The organism is Lentisalinibacter orientalis (assembly GCF_040706535.1).
Taxonomy (GTDB): Bacteria; Pseudomonadota; Gammaproteobacteria; order Steroidobacterales; family Woeseiaceae; genus Lentisalinibacter; species Lentisalinibacter orientalis.
Map to the genome: position 1 here is coordinate 1 of NZ_JAPDRJ010000008.1, position 16,448 is coordinate 16,448.

Annotated in this window: 13 protein-coding genes and 1 tRNA gene; all 14 read right to left on the minus strand. The window is 65.1% G+C overall.

All coding sequences use genetic code 11. From position 1 onward, the window contains the following. Positions 1-113, minus strand: a 113-nt coding sequence (locus ACJMK0_RS19110) for a GTP-binding protein (protein ID WP_405228427.1), incomplete at its 3' end; no start/stop codon positions are given. 48 nt (positions 114-161) lie between these two features. Then, positions 162-2,210, minus strand: a complete 2,049-nt coding sequence (gene fusA / locus ACJMK0_RS19115) for an elongation factor G (RefSeq protein ID WP_405240891.1) — start codon at positions 2,208-2,210, stop codon at positions 162-164. A gap of 94 nt (positions 2,211-2,304) precedes the next feature. Further along, positions 2,305-2,784, minus strand: coding sequence for a 30S ribosomal protein S7 (gene rpsG / locus ACJMK0_RS19120; protein ID WP_405228407.1), 480 nt, complete (start codon positions 2,782-2,784; stop codon positions 2,305-2,307). Between the two features lie 52 nt (positions 2,785-2,836). Beyond that, positions 2,837-3,211, minus strand: a complete 375-nt coding sequence (gene rpsL / locus ACJMK0_RS19125; protein ID WP_405228409.1) for a 30S ribosomal protein S12 — start codon at positions 3,209-3,211, stop codon at positions 2,837-2,839. Positions 3,212-3,487: 276 nt separating this feature from the next. Then, positions 3,488-7,753, minus strand: coding sequence for a DNA-directed RNA polymerase subunit beta' (gene rpoC / locus ACJMK0_RS19130; RefSeq protein ID WP_405240877.1), 4,266 nt, complete (start codon positions 7,751-7,753; stop codon positions 3,488-3,490). Between the two features lies 1 nt (position 7,754). Continuing rightward, positions 7,755-11,834, minus strand: coding sequence for a DNA-directed RNA polymerase subunit beta (gene rpoB / locus ACJMK0_RS19135; RefSeq protein WP_405240879.1), 4,080 nt, complete (start codon positions 11,832-11,834; stop codon positions 7,755-7,757). Positions 11,835-11,991: 157 nt separating this feature from the next. Then, on the minus strand, positions 11,992-12,372 hold the full coding sequence (gene rplL / locus ACJMK0_RS19140; RefSeq protein WP_405234747.1) for a 50S ribosomal protein L7/L12: 381 nt from the start codon (positions 12,370-12,372) through the stop codon (positions 11,992-11,994). 56 nt (positions 12,373-12,428) lie between these two features. Then, positions 12,429-12,950: a 50S ribosomal protein L10 gene (gene rplJ, locus ACJMK0_RS19145; protein ID WP_405240881.1), complete on the minus strand. Its 522-nt coding sequence runs from the start codon at positions 12,948-12,950 to the stop codon at positions 12,429-12,431. Positions 12,951-13,190: 240 nt separating this feature from the next. After that, positions 13,191-13,886, minus strand: coding sequence for a 50S ribosomal protein L1 (gene rplA, locus ACJMK0_RS19150; RefSeq protein ID WP_405240883.1), 696 nt, complete (start codon positions 13,884-13,886; stop codon positions 13,191-13,193). A 2-nt stretch (positions 13,887-13,888) separates the two neighbouring features. Next, a complete protein-coding gene (rplK, locus tag ACJMK0_RS19155; RefSeq protein WP_405240885.1) occupies positions 13,889-14,320 on the minus strand; it encodes a 50S ribosomal protein L11 in 432 nt (143 codons plus the stop codon). Positions 14,321-14,406: 86 nt separating this feature from the next. Beyond that, on the minus strand, positions 14,407-14,940 hold the full coding sequence (gene nusG / locus ACJMK0_RS19160; protein ID WP_405234744.1) for a transcription termination/antitermination protein NusG: 534 nt from the start codon (positions 14,938-14,940) through the stop codon (positions 14,407-14,409). 32 nt (positions 14,941-14,972) lie between these two features. Continuing rightward, positions 14,973-15,353: a preprotein translocase subunit SecE gene (secE, locus tag ACJMK0_RS19165; protein WP_405240887.1), complete on the minus strand. Its 381-nt coding sequence runs from the start codon at positions 15,351-15,353 to the stop codon at positions 14,973-14,975. A gap of 24 nt (positions 15,354-15,377) precedes the next feature. Continuing rightward, positions 15,378-15,453: transfer RNA gene (locus ACJMK0_RS19170), tRNA-Trp, on the minus strand. A 54-nt stretch (positions 15,454-15,507) separates the two neighbouring features. Further along, positions 15,508-16,448 (minus strand): elongation factor Tu (gene tuf / locus ACJMK0_RS19175; protein WP_405240889.1); only part of this gene is annotated, 941 nt, incomplete at its 5' end.

Below are 16,448 nucleotides of genomic sequence, written 5' to 3' on the forward strand. Positions count from 1 at the left end.
TCGGCCATCACCTTCGTCATCGCAGCCGTCAAAGTCGTCTTACCGTGGTCCACGTGGCCAATCGTGCCTACGTTCACGTGGGGCTTCGTTCTCTCAAACTTCGCTTTGGACATCTCTGCCTACCTTTCAGATCGAGCTCTAAACAAACTTCAGGACTACTGTCAGCCCGCCTTCTTGATCACGGCCTCGGCGACGTTGTTGGGCACCTCGGCGTACTTCTCGAACTCCATCGAGTACGTCGCACGGCCCTGTGACATGGAGCGCAGCTCCGTCGCATAGCCGAACATCTCCGCCAGCGGCACCTCGGCGCGGATGATCTTGCCCATGGCGGAATCATCCAGGCCCTGAGGCAGGCCACGCCGGCGGTTCAGGTCGCCCATGACGTCGCCCATGTATTCCTCGGGCGTGACGACCTCCACCTTCATGATGGGCTCGAGCAGCACCGGGCTCGCCTTGGCCGCGCCTTCCTTGAAGGCCATCGAACCGGCGATCTTGAACGCCATCTCGCTCGAGTCGACGTCGTGATAGGAGCCGTCGTAGAGCGTGACCCGGCAGTCCACCACCGGATAACCCGCGATCACGCCGTTCTCCATCTGCTCCCGGATGCCCTTGTCCACCGCGGGGATGTACTCCTTCGGCACCACGCCACCGACGATGGCGTTGACGAACTCGTAGCCCTCGCCCGGCTCGCGCGGCTCGATCTTGATGTAGACGTGACCGTACTGACCGCGGCCGCCCGACTGGCGGACGAACTTGCCTTCCTGCTCGACCGGGCTGCGGACCGTCTCGCGATAGGCCACCTGGGGCTTGCCCACGTTGGCCTCCACCTTGAACTCGCGCCGCATGCGGTCGACGATGATCTCGAGATGCAGCTCGCCCATGCCGGAGATGATGGTCTGACCGGACTCTTCGTCGGTGTACACCCGGAACGAGGGATCCTCTTTCGCCAGCTTCTGCAGGGCGATGCCCATCTTCTCCTGGTCGGCCTTCGTCTTGGGCTCGACGGCCACGGAGATCACCGGCTCCGGGAACTCCATGCGCTCCAGGGTGATGATGTCCTTGGGGTCGGTCAGCGTGTCGCCGGTGGTGACGTCTTTCAGGCCCACCGCCGCGGCGATGTCGCCGGCACGCACTTCCTTGATCTCCTGGCGCTCGTTCGAGTGCATCTGCAGCAGGCGGCCGATGCGCTCGCGCTTGCTCTTCACCGGGTTGAACACGGTGTCGCCCGAATTCAGCACGCCGGAGTAGACACGGAAGAAGGTCAGGTTGCCGACGAACGGGTCGGTCGCAATCTTGAATGCCAGCGCGGCGAATGGCGCCTCGTCCTTCGACGGGCGGGTCGCCTCGCTCTCGTCTTCCAGGATGCCGTGGATCGGCGGCACGTCGACCGGCGACGGCATGAACGCGATCACGCTGTCCAGCATTGCCTGCACGCCCTTGTTCTTGAACGCGGAGCCGCACATGGTGAGAACGACCTCGTTGGCAAGCGTGCGCGCACGAAGACCCTTGATGATCTCCTCGTTGGTGAGATCACCCTCTTCCAGGAACTTGTCGAGCAACTCCTCGTTGGCCTCGGCCGCGGCCTCGACCATCTGCTCCCGGTACTCCGCTGCCTGGTCGGCGAGCTCGGCCGGGATGTCCTTCTGCTCGTAGGTGGCACCCATGTTGTCCTCGTCCCAGTAGATCGCCTTCATGCGGAGGAGGTCGATGATGCCCTTGAATTCGTCTTCGGCACCGATGGGCAGCTGGATGGGAATGGCATTCGCGCCCAGACGGTCCTTCACCTGCTGCACGACGCGCAGGTAATTGGCGCCGGCGCGGTCCATCTTGTTGACGAACACCATGCGCGGCACCTTGTACTTGTTCGCCTGCCGCCAGACGGTCTCGGTCTGCGGCTCGACGCCGCCCACCGAGCACAGCACCGTGATGGCGCCGTCGAGCACGCGCAGCGAACGCTCCACCTCGATGGTGAAGTCGACGTGGCCGGGCGTGTCGATGATGTTGATCCGGTGCTCCGGATACTGCTGGTCCATGCCCTGCCAGAAACAGGTGGTGGCGGCGGAAGTAATGGTGATTCCCCGCTCCTGCTCCTGCTCCATCCAGTCCATGACCGCAGCACCGTCGTGCACCTCGCCCATCTTGTGGGAGATGCCGGTATAGAAAAGGACGCGCTCGGTCGTAGTCGTCTTACCGGCATCGATGTGGGCCATGATGCCGATATTGCGATAGCGCTCTATAGGTGTCTTACGTGCCACGGGAAATTCCTCGAAGAAAAGGAGTCGACTCAGTGCCGCCGAGGGCCGATCACCAGCGGTAATGCGAGAAGGCCTTGTTGGCCTCCGCCATCCGGTGCGTGTCTTCCTTCTTCTTGACAGCGGCGCCGCGGTTGTCCGCAGCGTCCATCAACTCGTGAGCCAGGCGATATGCCATGGACTTCTCGCTGCGCTTGTGCGCAGCCTCGATGACCCAGCGCATGGCCAGGGTCTGCCGGCGCTGCGGCCGGACTTCGACGGGCACCTGGTAGGTGGCACCGCCGACGCGCCGGGACTTCACCTCGACGACGGGCTTCACGTTTTCCAGCGCCGTCTCGAGCACCTCCAGGGAGGCGTCGCCGGCCTGACCGCTGCGATCGGCGATACGGTCCAGCGCGCCATAGAGGATGCGCTCCGCGACGGACTTCTTGCCGTCGATCATCACCATATTCATGAACTTGGCGAGCAATTCACTCCCGTACTTGGGATCGGGGAGGATCTCGCGCTTCGGTGCCTGGCTACGTCTGGACATGTTCGATCTCGATCAGCGATATTGGGTTGTAAGTATCGTTCTGTCTAATGGATCAGGACTTCGGACGCTTCGCGCCGTACTTCGAACGGCCCTGCCGCCGGTCGTTCACGCCCGCGCAGTCCAGCGTGCCGCGCACGGTGTGGTAGCGCACGCCGGGAAGGTCCTTCACGCGGCCGCCGCGGATCAGCACCACCGAGTGCTCCTGCAGGTTGTGGCCCTCGCCGCCGATGTAGCTGGTCACCTCGTAGCCGTTCGTCAGCCGGACACGCGCGACCTTGCGCATGGCCGAGTTCGGCTTCTTCGGCGTCGTTGTGTACACGCGCGTGCACACGCCGCGCTTCTGGGGGCTGCCCTCCAGCGCCGGTACCGCACTCTTTTCCGCCCGCGACTTGCGGGGGTTCCTGACTAGCTGATTGATCGTGGCCATGGGCCTTCCACTTGTGTCTTAAAAAAATCCAAATCCGAACGGGCAGACGCGTGACGTACAAGACTCACGCACAAAAGCCGCCTGCCGTGCCGTTTTGAGCGACCCGCCAGACGTGCCGTGGAACCGTGACGCCTGCCCTGGCATCCGGCGCCAGAATTATATAAGGCCGGCAGCGGCCGGCCTCAAGGCAAGGCCGGGCATTTTATGGACTCCCGGCCACGGGTGTCAAGCAGCGGGCGGGTCCCGGACAGGCCCGGGACCCGCCCGCCACAGGCGTCACTCGTCGGTCGTCGTCTGCTCCTCCACGCCGGCCTCTTCGGCGGCCTCTTCGGCGGCATTGGCAGCCTCGGCCTCCTCCGCCTCGGCGGCCGCAGCCTCCGCGGCACCGGTCTCAAGCTCCTGGAGCTGCTCGGCCAGTTCCTGCTCCCGGGTGCGCCGGCGCTCCGCGTGATGCGCGAAGCCGGTGCCGGCCGGGATCAGGCGCCCGACGATTACGTTCTCCTTCAGGCCCCGCAGGTCGTCCTTCAGGCCCCGTACCGCGGCCTCGGTGAGGACGCGGGTGGTCTCCTGGAAGGAAGCGGCGGAGATGAACGACTCGGTGGCCAGCGACGCCTTGGTGATGCCGAGCAGCAGCGGCTCGTAGCGGAGCGGCTCCTTGCCCTGGGCCTCCATCTGCTCGATGGCCTCCAGCGCCCGCGCGAAATCGATCTGTTCGCCGCGCAGGTAGCTGGTCTCGCCCGGATCGCTGATGATCACCTTGCGCAGCATCTGGCGGATGATCACCTCGATGTGCTTGTCGTTGATCTTCACGCCCTGCAGGCGGTAGACGTCCTGGATCTCGCGCACCAGGTAATCCGCCAGCGGCTCGACGCCCTGCAGGCGCAGGATGTCGTGCGGGTTGGGCTCGCCGTCCGCGATCACCTCGCCGCGCTCGATCTGCTCGCCCTCGAAGACGTTCAGGTGGCGCCACTTCGGAATCAGCTCCTCGTGGCTCTCGCCCTCCTCGTCCGTGATGATCAGGCGGCGCTTGCCCTTGGTCTCCTTGCCGAAGCTGACCGTACCGGTGTATTCGGCCAGGATCGCCGCCTCCTTGGGCTTGCGGGCCTCGAACAGGTCGGCCACGCGGGGCAGACCGCCGGTGATGTCGCGGGTCTTGGAGGACTCCTGGGGGATACGGGCGATGACGTCGCCGACGGTGACGGTGTCGCCGTCACGCATGTTGACGATGGCGCCCGCCGGCAGCGCGTAGACCGCCGGGATATCCGTGTTGGCGAAGTTGACCTCTTCCCCGTTCTCGTCCACCAGCTTGGCGAGCGGACGCAGGTCGCGGCCGGAACCGCCACGCTGCTTCGGATCGGCCACCACCGTGCTGGTGAGACCGGTCATCTCGTCCACCTGCTCGGTGATGGTGACGCCCTCGACGAAGTCCTGGAACTTGATGGTGCCGGAGACCTCGCTGACCACCGGGTGGGTGTGGGGATCCCACGTCGCCACCACCTGGCCGGGCTCCACCTCGTCGCCGTCCTGGACCGAGATGATCGCGCCGTAGGGCACCTTGTAGCGCTCGCGCTCACGACCGTACTCGTTCATGACGGAGAGCTCGCCCGAGCGGGAGACGGCCACCAGGTAGCCCTTCTCGTGATGCACGGTCTTGATGTTGCTGAGGCGCGCCACGCCCTTGGTCTTGATCTCGACGCTGTTCACGGCGGCGGAGCGGGAGGCCGCGCCACCGATGTGGAACGTGCGCATGGTGAGCTGGGTGCCCGGCTCGCCGATGGACTGGGCCGCGATCACGCCGACCGCCTCGCCGATATTGATGCGGTGACCTCGTGCGAGGTCGCGCCCATAGCACTGGGAGCACACGCCGTAGCGGGTCTCGCAGGTGATGGGCGAGCGCACCTTGACGTGGTCGATGGACAGCTCCTCGAGCAGCTGCACGCTGGTCTCGTCCAGCAGCGAACCGGCGTCCAGCGCCACCTTGTCGGTGCCGGGGATCATGACCGGCTCGGCCACCACCCGGCCCAGCACGCGCTCGCGCAGAGGTTCGACGACGTCGCCGCCTTCCACCAGCGGGATCATGTCGATGCCGTTACGGGTGCCGCAGTCGTCCTCGGTGACCACCAGGTCCTGGGCCACGTCCACCAGCCGGCGGGTGAGATAACCCGAGTTGGCCGTCTTCAGCGCCGTATCGGCCAGACCCTTGCGGGCGCCGTGGGTGGAGATGAAGTACTGCAGTACGTCCAGGCCCTCGCGGAAGTTCGCGGTGATGGGCGTCTCGATGATGGAGCCGTCCGGCTTGGCCATCAGGCCGCGCATGCCGGCGAGCTGACGGATCTGAGCGGCGGAGCCGCGGGCGCCGGAGTCGGCCATCATGTAGATGGAGTTGAACGACTCCTGCTCCACGACCTTGCCGTCGGCGGCCGTCACCTCGTCGGTGCCGAGCTTGTCCATCATGGCCTTGGCCACCTGGTCGTTCGTGTGCGACCAGATGTCCACCACCTTGTTGTAGCGCTCGCCGTCGGTAACGAGACCGCTGGAGTACTGCTCCTGGATCTCCTTCACCTCGGCCTCGGCCCGGGCCAGGATCTCCGTCTTGACCTCCGGCACGACCATGTCGTTCACGCCGATGGAGACACCGGCGCGGGTGGCGTAGTGGAAGCCCATGTACATCAGCTGGTCGGCGAAGACCACCGTCTCCTTCAGGCCGACGTTGCGGTAGCAGCTGTTGATCACGCTGGAGATGGCCTTCTTGTTCATGTCCCGGTTGACCTGGTCGAACGACAGGCCCCTGGGCAGGATCTCCGACAGCAGCGCACGGCCCACCGTGGTATCCACCAGCCGCGTGCGGGTGATCATCTCGCCCTCTTCGTCCGCGACGGTCTCCGTCAGGCGCACCTTGACGCGTGCCTGCAGGTCGGCGATGCCGGCCTCGTAGGCGCGGTGCACCTCCTTCACGTCGGAGAAGTACATGCCCTCGCCGGCGGCGTTAACCCGCTCGCGGGTCATGTAGTACAGACCCAGCACCACGTCCTGTGACGGCACGATGATGGGATCGCCGTTGGCGGGCGAGAGGATGTTGTTGGACGACATCATCAGCGCCCGCGCCTCGAGCTGTGCCTCGATGGACAGCGGCACGTGGACAGCCATCTGGTCGCCGTCGAAGTCCGCGTTGAAGGCCGTGCACACCAGCGGATGCAGCTGGATGGCCTTGCCCTCGATCAGCACCGGCTCGAAGGCCTGGATGCCGAGACGGTGCAGCGTGGGCGCCCGGTTCAGCATGACCGGATGCTCGCGGATGACCTCCTCCAGGATGTCCCAGACCTCCGGGCCCTCGCGCTCGACCAGGCGCTTGGCCGCCTTGATGGTGGCCGCCTCGCCGCGCAGCTGCAGCTTGGAGAAGATGAACGGCTTGAACAGCTCCAGCGCCATCTTCTTCGGCAGGCCGCACTGGTGCAGCTTCAGCGTCGGGCCCACCACGATGACCGAACGGCCCGAGTAGTCGACACGCTTGCCGAGCAGGTTCTGGCGGAAGCGGCCCTGCTTGCCCTTGATCATGTCGGCCAGCGACTTCAGCGGGCGCTTGTTGGTGCCGGTGATGGCACGGCCGCGGCGGCCGTTGTCGAGCAGCGCGTCCACCGACTCCTGCAGCATGCGCTTCTCGTTGCGCACGATGATGTCGGGGGCGTTCAGCTCCAGCAGGCGGCGCAGCCGGTTGTTGCGGTTGATCACCCGGCGGTACAGATCGTTAAGGTCCGAGGTGGCGAAGCGGCCGCCGTCGAGCGGCACCAGCGGGCGCAGGTCCGGCGGCAGCACGGGCAGCACGGTCAGCACCATCCACTCGGGGCGGTTGCCCGACTCGAGGAAGGACTCCAGCAGCTTCAGCCGCTTGGACAGGCGCTTGATCTTGGTCTCGGAGTTGGTGCCGTCGATCTCCTCGCGCACCTTCATGACCTCGCCGCGGAGATCCATCGTCTTCAGCATCTCGAACACGGCCTCGGCGCCCATGCGGGCGTCGAACTCGTCGCCGTACTGCTCGATGGCCTCGAGATAGGCCTCGTCGGACAGCAGCTGGCAGCGCTCCAGCGGCGTCATGCCCGGATCGATGACCGTGAACGCCTCGAAGTAGAGCACCCGCTCGATCTCGCGCAGCGTCATGTCCAGCATGAGGCCGATGCGCGAGGGCAGCGACTTCAGGAACCAGATGTGGGCCACCGGGCTCGCCAGCTCGATGTGGGCCATGCGCTCGCGGCGCACCTTGGTCTGGGTCACCTCGACGCCGCACTTCTCGCAGACCACGCCGCGGTGCTTCAGGCGCTTGTACTTGCCGCACAGGCACTCGTAGTCCTTGATGGGGCCGAAGATCTTGGCGCAGAACAGCCCGTCACGCTCCGGCTTGAAGGTCCGGTAGTTGATGGTCTCCGGCTTCTTCACCTCGCCGTAGGACCAGGAACGGATCATGTCCGGCGAGGCGAGGCCGATGCGGATGGCGTCGAAATCCTCGGTCGGCGTCTGTGTCTTGAAGAGCTTCAGTAGGTCTTTCATATCATTCGGCCTCCAGCTCGATGTTGATACCGAGCGAGCGGATTTCCTTGACCAGGACGTTGAACGACTCCGGCATGCCGGCCTGCATCTGGTGCGTGCCGTCCACGATGTTCTTGTACATCTTGGTGCGGCCCTGCACGTCGTCGGACTTGACGGTCAGCATCTCCTGCAGGGTGTAGGCGGCGCCGTAGGCCTCCAGCGCCCACACCTCCATCTCGCCGAAGCGCTGGCCGCCGAACTGGGCCTTGCCGCCCAGCGGCTGCTGGGTGACCAGGCTGTACGGTCCAGTGGAGCGGGCATGCATCTTGTCGTCCACGAGGTGGTTCAGCTTCAGCATGTACATGTAGCCGACGGTGACCGGGCGCAGGAACTGCTCGCCGGTGCGCCCGTCGATCAGGTTGGCCTGGCCGCTGGTGGGCAGATCCGCCAGCTCCAGCAGGCCCTTGATCTCGGGCTCGTCGGCGCCGTCGAACACCGGCGTGGCCATGGGAACGCCGTTCACCAGGTTGCCGGCCAGCTCGATGATCTCCTCGTCGGAGAACTCGTCCAGCTGCTCCTTCTTGCCGCCGCTCTTGTTGTAGACCTCCTCGAGGAAGCCGCGGATCTTCGCGGTGGCCTCCTGGGCCCGCAGCATGTCGCCGATCTTCTTGCCGAGGCCCTTAGCGGCCCAGCCGAGATGGGTCTCCAGCACCTGACCGACGTTCATGCGCGAGGGCACGCCGAGCGGGTTCAGGACGATGTCGACCGGGGTGCCGTCCTCGGTGTAGGGCATGTCCTCGACCGGAACGATGGTCGAGATCACGCCCTTGTTGCCGTGGCGGCCGGCCATCTTGTCGCCCGGCTGCACGCGGCGCTTCACGGCGAGGTAGACCTTGACCATCTTCAGCACGCCGGGGGCGAGATCGTCACCCGCGGTGATCTTCTGCTTCTTCTCCTCGTAGCGGCGGTCGAAGTCCTCGCGCTGGGCCTTCAGGCGCTCGGCGGTGCGCTCGAGCTCCTCGTTGGCCTCGTCGTTCTTCAGGCGAATCTCGAACCACTTCTCACGGGGCGTCTCGTCGAGATACGACTTCGTGATCTTGCTGCCGGAGGCGAGCTTGTTCGGTCCGCCCTCGGCCACCTTGCCGAGCAGCATGCGCGCCATGCGCTCGAAGATGTCGTCCTCGAGGATGCGCAGCTGGTCGTCCAGGTCCTTGCGCACGCTCTCGAGTTCCATCTTCTCGATGGACAGCGCGCGGGCATCCTTCTCGACGCCGTCGCGGGTGAACACGCGCACGTCGATCACCGTGCCGTCCATGCCGGGCGGCACCCTGAGCGAGGTGTCCTTCACGTCGGACGCCTTCTCGCCGAAGATGGCACGCAGGAGCTTCTCCTCCGGAGTCAGCTGGGTCTCGCCCTTCGGCGTGACCTTGCCCACCAGGATGTCGCCGGCGCCAACCTCGGCGCCGATGAAGGCGATGCCCGACTCGTCCAGGTTGGCCAGCGCGGAGTCGCCCACGTTCGGGATGTCGGCGGTGACGTCCTCCGGCCCGAGCTTGGTGTCGCGGGCGACACAGGTCAGCTCCTCGATGTGGATGGTGGTGAAGCGGTCCTCGTGCACCACCCGCTCGGAGATCAGGATGGAGTCCTCGAAGTTGTAGCCGTTCCAGGGCATGAAGGCCACGAGCAGGTTCTGCCCGAGGGCCAGTTCGCCGAGGTTGGTGGAGGGACCGTCGGCCAGCACGTCGCCCCTGGCGATCACGTCACCGGCGTTCACCAGCGGGCGCTGGTTGATGCAGGTGTTCTGGTTGGAGCGGGTGTACTTGGTGAGGTTGTAGATATCCACACCGGCCTCGCCCGCCTCGGTCTCCTCGTCGTTCACCCGCACCACGATGCGCGAGGCATCGACGGAGTCGACCACGCCGCCGCGGTCGGCGACCACGGTCACACCGGAGTCGATGGCCACGGCCCGCTCCATGCCGGTGCCCACAAGGGGCGCCTCGGAGCGCAGCGTCGGCACGGCCTGGCGCTGCATGTTCGAGCCCATCAGCGCCCGGTTGGCGTCGTCGTGCTCCAGGAAGGGGATCAGCGACGCGGCCACCGAGACGATCTGCTTCGGCGAGATGTCCATGTAGTCGATGATGCTCGGGTCGGCCAGCGTGAACTCGTTGCGATGGCGGACCGAGACGAGCTCGTCCGAGAAGCGGCCCTTGGCGTCCAGCACCGCGTTGGCCTGTGCCACCACGTACTGGCTCTCCTCGATGGCCGACAGATACTCGATCTTGTCGGTCACGCGGCCGCTCTCCACCTTGCGGTAGGGCGTCTCCAGGAAGCCGTACTCGTTGGTGCGCGCGTACACGGACAGCGAGTTGATCAGGCCGATGTTCGGACCTTCCGGCGTCTCGATGGGGCAGACCCGGCCGTAATGGGTGGGGTGCACGTCGCGCACCTCGAAGCCGGCCCGCTCGCGGGTCAGCCCGCCCGGGCCCAGGGCCGAGACGCGGCGCTTGTGGGTGACCTCGGACAGCGGATTGTTCTGGTCCATGAACTGGGACAGCTGGCTCGAGCCGAAGAATTCCTTCACCGCGGCCGCCACCGGCTTGGCGTTGATCATCTCCTGGGGCATCAGGCCCTCGGTCTCGGCCTGGGTCAGGCGCTCCTTCACGGCGCGCTCGACGCGGACCAGGCCGATGCGGAAGGCGTTCTCGGCCATCTCGCCCACGCTGCGCACCCGGCGGTTGCCGAGGTGGTCGATGTCGTCCACCGTGCCGTAGCCGTTGCGGATCTCGATCAGCGTCTTCATCACGTCCAGGATGTCGTCCTGGGACAGGATGCCGGAGCCGGTGATCTCGTCACGGCCCACCCGGCGGTTGAACTTCATCCGGCCGACGGCCGACAGGTCGTAGCGCTCCGGGTTGAAGAACAGGTTGCTGAACAGGTTCTCGGCAGCCTCCTTCGTGGGCGGCTCGCCCGGGCGCATCATGCGGTAGATCTCCACCAGCGCCTCGAGCTTGGTGGTGGACGGATCGATGCGCAGGGTATTGGAGATGTAGGGCCCGCGGTCCAGGTCGTTCACGTACAGGGTGCGGATGTGCTCGATGCCCTTCTCGATGAACAGCTGCACCATCTCCTCGGTGATCTCGTCATTGGCGGCTGCCAGCAGCTCGCCGGTCTCGGTATCCACGACGTCGTGGGCGAGGATCTTCTCCTCGAGATATTCGGGCGGCACCACCAGCGATTCCAGCTCCGCCTTCTCGAGGTCGCGGACGTGCTTCGCGGTGATGCGGCGGCCCTCCTCGACGATCGTCTTGCGGCCGATCTTGATGTCGAAGGTGGCGGTCTCGCCGCGCAGGCGCTGGGGCACCAGGCCCATGCGAATCTCCTTCTTCGACAGGTAGAAGTCGTTCTTGTCGAAGAAGATATCCAGCATCTCCTCGTTGGTGAGACCGAGCGCGCGCAGGATGATGGTCACCGGCAGCTTGCGCCGGCGGTCGATACGGGCGAACAGGGCGTCCTTGGGGTCGAACTCGAAGTCGAGCCAGGAGCCCCGGTACGGGATGATGCGGGCGGAGAACAGCAGCTTGCCCGACGAGTGGGTCTTGCCCTTGTCGTGGTCGAAGAACACGCCCGGCGAACGGTGCAGCTGGGAGACGATGACCCGCTCCGTGCCGTTGATGACGAACGTGCCGTTCTCGGTCATCAGCGGCAGTTCGCCGAGATAGACCTCCTGCTCGCGGATGTCCTTCACCGGCTTGGGCGTGCCCGACGCCTCCTTGTCGTAGATCACCAGGCGCACCTTCACGCGCAGAGGTGCCGCGTAGGTAAGGCCGCGCAGCTGGCACTCCTTGACGTCGAAGACCGGGTCTCCGAGCCGGTAGCTGACGTACTCCAGCGCGGCGTTGCCGGAATAACTGACGATCGGGAAGACCGTCTTGAACGCCGCGTGCAAGCCGATCTCGTCCCGCGCGTCCTCGGACTTGTCCGTCTGCAGGAACTTGCGGTAGGAGTCGAGCTGAATCGACAGGAGATAGGGCACGTTCAGGATACTCGGACGCTTGCCGAAGTCCTTGCGGATGCGCTTCTTCTCTGTAAAGGAGTAAGCCATTAGAGATTACCTCTGTACGGACATATGAATCTGTCGGGCGCAGGAAAACCGGCCGGCGGCAATGACGCCGCCTGCCGGTTCCTGGTCGCACGGGCCGGGCCCGCGCATGGTCAGTTGAGTACCCTCAAGTCGTTCGCTATAAGCAGTATTCGCTCGCTTACTTGAGCTCGACGCTCGCGCCGGCCTCTTCCAGCTGCTTCTTGATCGCCTCGGCATCTTCCTTGGAAGCGCCTTCCTTCACGGTGGTGGGCGCACCCTCCACCATGTCCTTCGCTTCCTTCAGGCCGAGCCCGGTGATGGCGCGGACCGCCTTGATGACGGACACCTTGTTGCTGCCGAAGCTGGTCATGTGGACGTCGAACTCGGTCTTCTCTTCGGCGGCTGCGGCTTCACCGCCGCCTGCCGGACCCGCGGCGACTGCCACCGGAGCGGCGGCGGACACGCCCCACTCTTCCTCCAGCATCTTCACCAGTTCCACCACTTCCATGATGGGCTTCGCGCTCAGTTCCTTAAGCAGCTCTTCGTTGGACATTGCCATTTTCAAATTCCTCTCGTGTTTCCTGAATCAGTATCTGATCAATATGTTGCAAAGGCTCATGCAGCCTGCTGGCTGTAGGCGCCGAGCGTGCGTGCCAGCATGGCGGACGGTTCCGCCAGCGTGCGCACGAGCTTCGAGGCCGGTGCCTGCAGTACGCCGAGCAGCATCGCGCGGGCCCCGTCCATCGTGGGCAGGCTCGCGAGCCGGTCGAGCTCCGCACCCGGGTAGAGTTCTCCGCCGGTGGACAGAGACACGGCTTTCAGTGCCCCGTGCTCCTTGGCGAAGTCCTTGATTACCCTCGCTGCGGCGCCCGGATCCTCCGTCGAGAATGCGAGCAGGATCGGCCCTTTCAGGGTTTCCGTCATGCACTCGAAACCGGTACCGGATATCGCCCGGCGTGCCAGCGTGTTTTTCACCACACGCAGGTACACCCCGGCGTTCCGGGCCTCGGTCCTGAGCGCCGTCATCTCACTGACGGAAAGACCCCGATATTCCGCCGCAACGGCGGAAACGGCCTCGCCCGCGACAGCATTCACCTCGGCAACGACTGCTTTCTTCTCTTCCAGTCTCAGTGCCATAGAGTTCCTCCTGGCTGTCGGTCTGACTCGGACGGCACTCCCTGTCCGTCCACCCGTTTTGTCGAAACGGTGACCGTCGCCAGCAGCGTGCAGCCTCACTGACTCAGGGTTCACCATCTGCGCAGGCTTTCGGTGATTAAGTCTCTGCCCGTTGGCAGATACACCTGCGGTCTTCGACGATCCGCCGGACCATCCGGCCCGGCATGCTGCGGCCCGCGAACGGGCCGCCACATCTCTCTATCAGGCCTCCAGGGAGGACTGATCGACTGCGATACCCGGGCCCATGGTCGAGGAAACGGTGAGTTTCTTCAGATAGGCGCCCTTCGATGCAGCCGGCTTCGCTTTCCTCAGGTCCGCGAGCAGCGCGTTCAGGTTCTCGCGCAGCGCCGGGACCTCGAAATCCGCCTTGCCGATGGGGCAGTGGATGATGCCCGACTTGTCGGTGCGGTAACGCACCTGGCCGGCCTTGGCGTTTTTCACCGCCGTCTCCACGTCGGCGGTAACCGTGCCGACCTTCGGGTTCGGCATCAGTCCGCGGGGACCCAGAATCTGGCCCAGCTGGCCGACCACCCGCATGGCGTCCGGCGTGGCGATGACCACGTCGAAATTCATCTCGCCGCCCTTGATGGTCTCGGCGAGATCTTCGAAACCGACGATGTCCGCGCCGGCCGCCTTCGCCTTCTCGGCGTTGTCGCCCTGGGCGAACACGGCCACGCGCACCGTCTTGCCGGTGCCGTTCGGCAGCACCGTCGAGCCGCGGACCACCTGGTCCGACTTGCGCGGGTCCACGCCCAGGTTCACGGCCACGTCGATGCTCTCGGAGAACTTCGCGTTGGCCAGGTCCTTCAGCAGGCCCAGCGCCTCGTCCAGCGGATAGGACTTGCCGGGCTCCAGCTTCTCCCGGATGGCGACCTTCCTCTTGCTCATCTTCGCCATGATCAGACCCCCTCGACTTCAAGGCCCATGCTGCGGGCCGTGCCGGCGATGGTCCGCACCGCGGCGTCCAGGTCGGCTGCCGTCAGGTCCGGGTTCTTGGTGTTGGCAATCTCCTCGAGCTGCGCCCGGGTGACCTTGCCCACCTTCTCGGTGTTCGGCGTGCCGGAGCCCTTCGGGACGCCGGCGGCCTTGCGCAGCAGCACCGCGGCGGGCGGCGTCTTGGTGATGAAGGTGAAACTGCGGTCGTTGTAGACCGTGATCACCACCGGCACCGGCAGTCCCTGTTCGATGTTCTGCGTCTCGGCGTTGAACGCCTTGCAGAATTCCATGATGTTCACGCCGTGCTGGCCCAGCGCAGGGCCGACGGGCGGACTGGGATTGGCCTGCCCTGCAGGCACCTGGAGCTTGATATAGCCCGTTACTTTCTTTGCCATCTAGATCTTCCTCACGGGTGCGAACGCCTCTCGGCTCCCCGTCGTCAGTCTCGGGCGGCCGCCGGGGCGGCCGTCACAATCACGGGTCAGACCTTCTCGACCTGCCCGAAGTCCAGTTCCACCGGCGTGGAACGGCCCAGGATCTGGACCGCGACGCGCAGGCGGTTCTTGTCGTAGTTCACGTGCTCGACCACGCCGTTGAAGTCGTTGAACGGCCCGTCGGTCACACGCACGACCTCGCCGGGCTCGAACAGCACCTTCGGCCGCGGCTTGTCGACGCCTTCCTTCACGCGCTGGAGGATGGCATCGGCTTCCTTGTCGCTGATTGGCGCGGGCCGGTCGCTGGAGCCGCCGATGAAGCCGAGCACCTTCGGCACGTCCTTGACCAGGTGCCAGGTCTCGTCGTCCATCTCCATGTTCACCAGCACGTAGCCGGGGAAGAACTTGCGCTCGCTGCGCCGCTTCTGCCCTTCGCGCATCTCGACCACTTCCTCGGTGGGCACCAGGATCTCCCCGAACTTGTCCTCCAGTCCGGCGAGCTTTATGCGCTCCTCGAGCGACGACTTCACCTTGTGCTCGAAGTTCGAGTAGGCGTGAACGATGTACCAACGCTTGGCCAATGCTTTACCCCTGCAGTGGACGGCCCGGCCGCCTAGCCGGCATGCCCGGTCAGGTAGCGGGTGATCAGGAGCAGGATGGAATCCAGCCCCCAGAAGAACAGGCCGAGGATCAGCGTGAACACGAACACCGCGATGGTCGTCTGGGTGGTCTCCTGCTTGGTCGGCCAGACCACCTTGCGGATCTCGATGCGCGAGCCCTGGATGAACCTCCAGAGCGCCTGGCCCTGGGTGCTGGTCATGCCTACCCCGATGCCGACGCCCGTGGCGACCAGCACCATGAGCACCCGCAGCGGCAGCGCAAGCTCCGAATACCAGTAGTAGCCGAAGATGCCCGCCACCAGGATCGCGGCAGCGACTATCAGCTTGACCGTATCCAGCGCGCCGGGTTCCGGTGTTTCAGTCTTTGCGTTCATGCTTGCACGTCGACCCGGATCGAATGGCAGGCCAGGAGGGACTCGAACCCCCAACCTGCGGTTTTGGAGACCGCTGCTCTGCCAGTTGAGCTACTGGCCTGCAATATCTGTCCGGATTTCAAATGAATCGGGCCTGAAGGCCCTCCTGCATTGTTTAATCGATGATTTTCGCCACCACGCCGGCGCCGACCGTGCGGCCGCCCTCGCGGATGGCAAAGCGCAGTCCGTCCTCCATGGCGATCGGCGCGATCAGCTCCACCACCATCTTCACGTTATCGCCCGGCATCACCATCTCGGTGCCCTCCGGCAGCTCCACCGCTCCCGTCACGTCCGTCGTGCGGAAGTAGAACTGCGGGCGATAACCCTTGAAGAACGGCGTGTGACGGCCACCCTCTTCCTTCGTCAGGATGTACACCTCGGCCTCGAACTTCGTGTGCGGCGTGATCGAGCCCGGCTTCGCCAGCACCTGGCCGCGCTCCACCTCGTCACGCTTCGTGCCGCGAAGCAGCACACCCACGTTGTCGCCCGCCTGGCCCTCGTCCAGGAGCTTCCTGAACATCTCCACACCGGTGCAGGTCGTCTTCGTCGTATCCTTGATACCGACGATCTCCACCTCGTCACCCACCTTGATGATGCCCCGCTCGATGCGCCCCGTGACCACCGTGCCGCGACCGGAGATGGAGAACACGTCCTCCACCGGCATCAGGAAGTCACCGTCCACCGCACGCTCGGGCTCCGGAATGTAGCTGTCCATCGCCTCGATCAGCTTGTAGATCGAGGGCACGCCGATGTCCGACTCGTCCCCCTCGAACGCCTTCAGCGCAGAGCCGGTGATGATCGGCGTATCGTCGCCCGGGAACTCGTAGGTCGACAGGAGATCGCGTACCTCCATCTCCACCAGCTCCAGAAGCTCCTCGTCATCCACCATGTCCGCCTTGTTCAGGTACACCACGATGTAGGGCACACCCACCTGGCGCGCCAGCAGAATGTGCTCGCGCGTCTGCGGCATCGGACCGTCCGCCGCACTCACCACCAGGATCGCACCGTCCATCTGCGCCGCTCCCGTGATCATGTTCTTCACGTAGTCAGCATGGC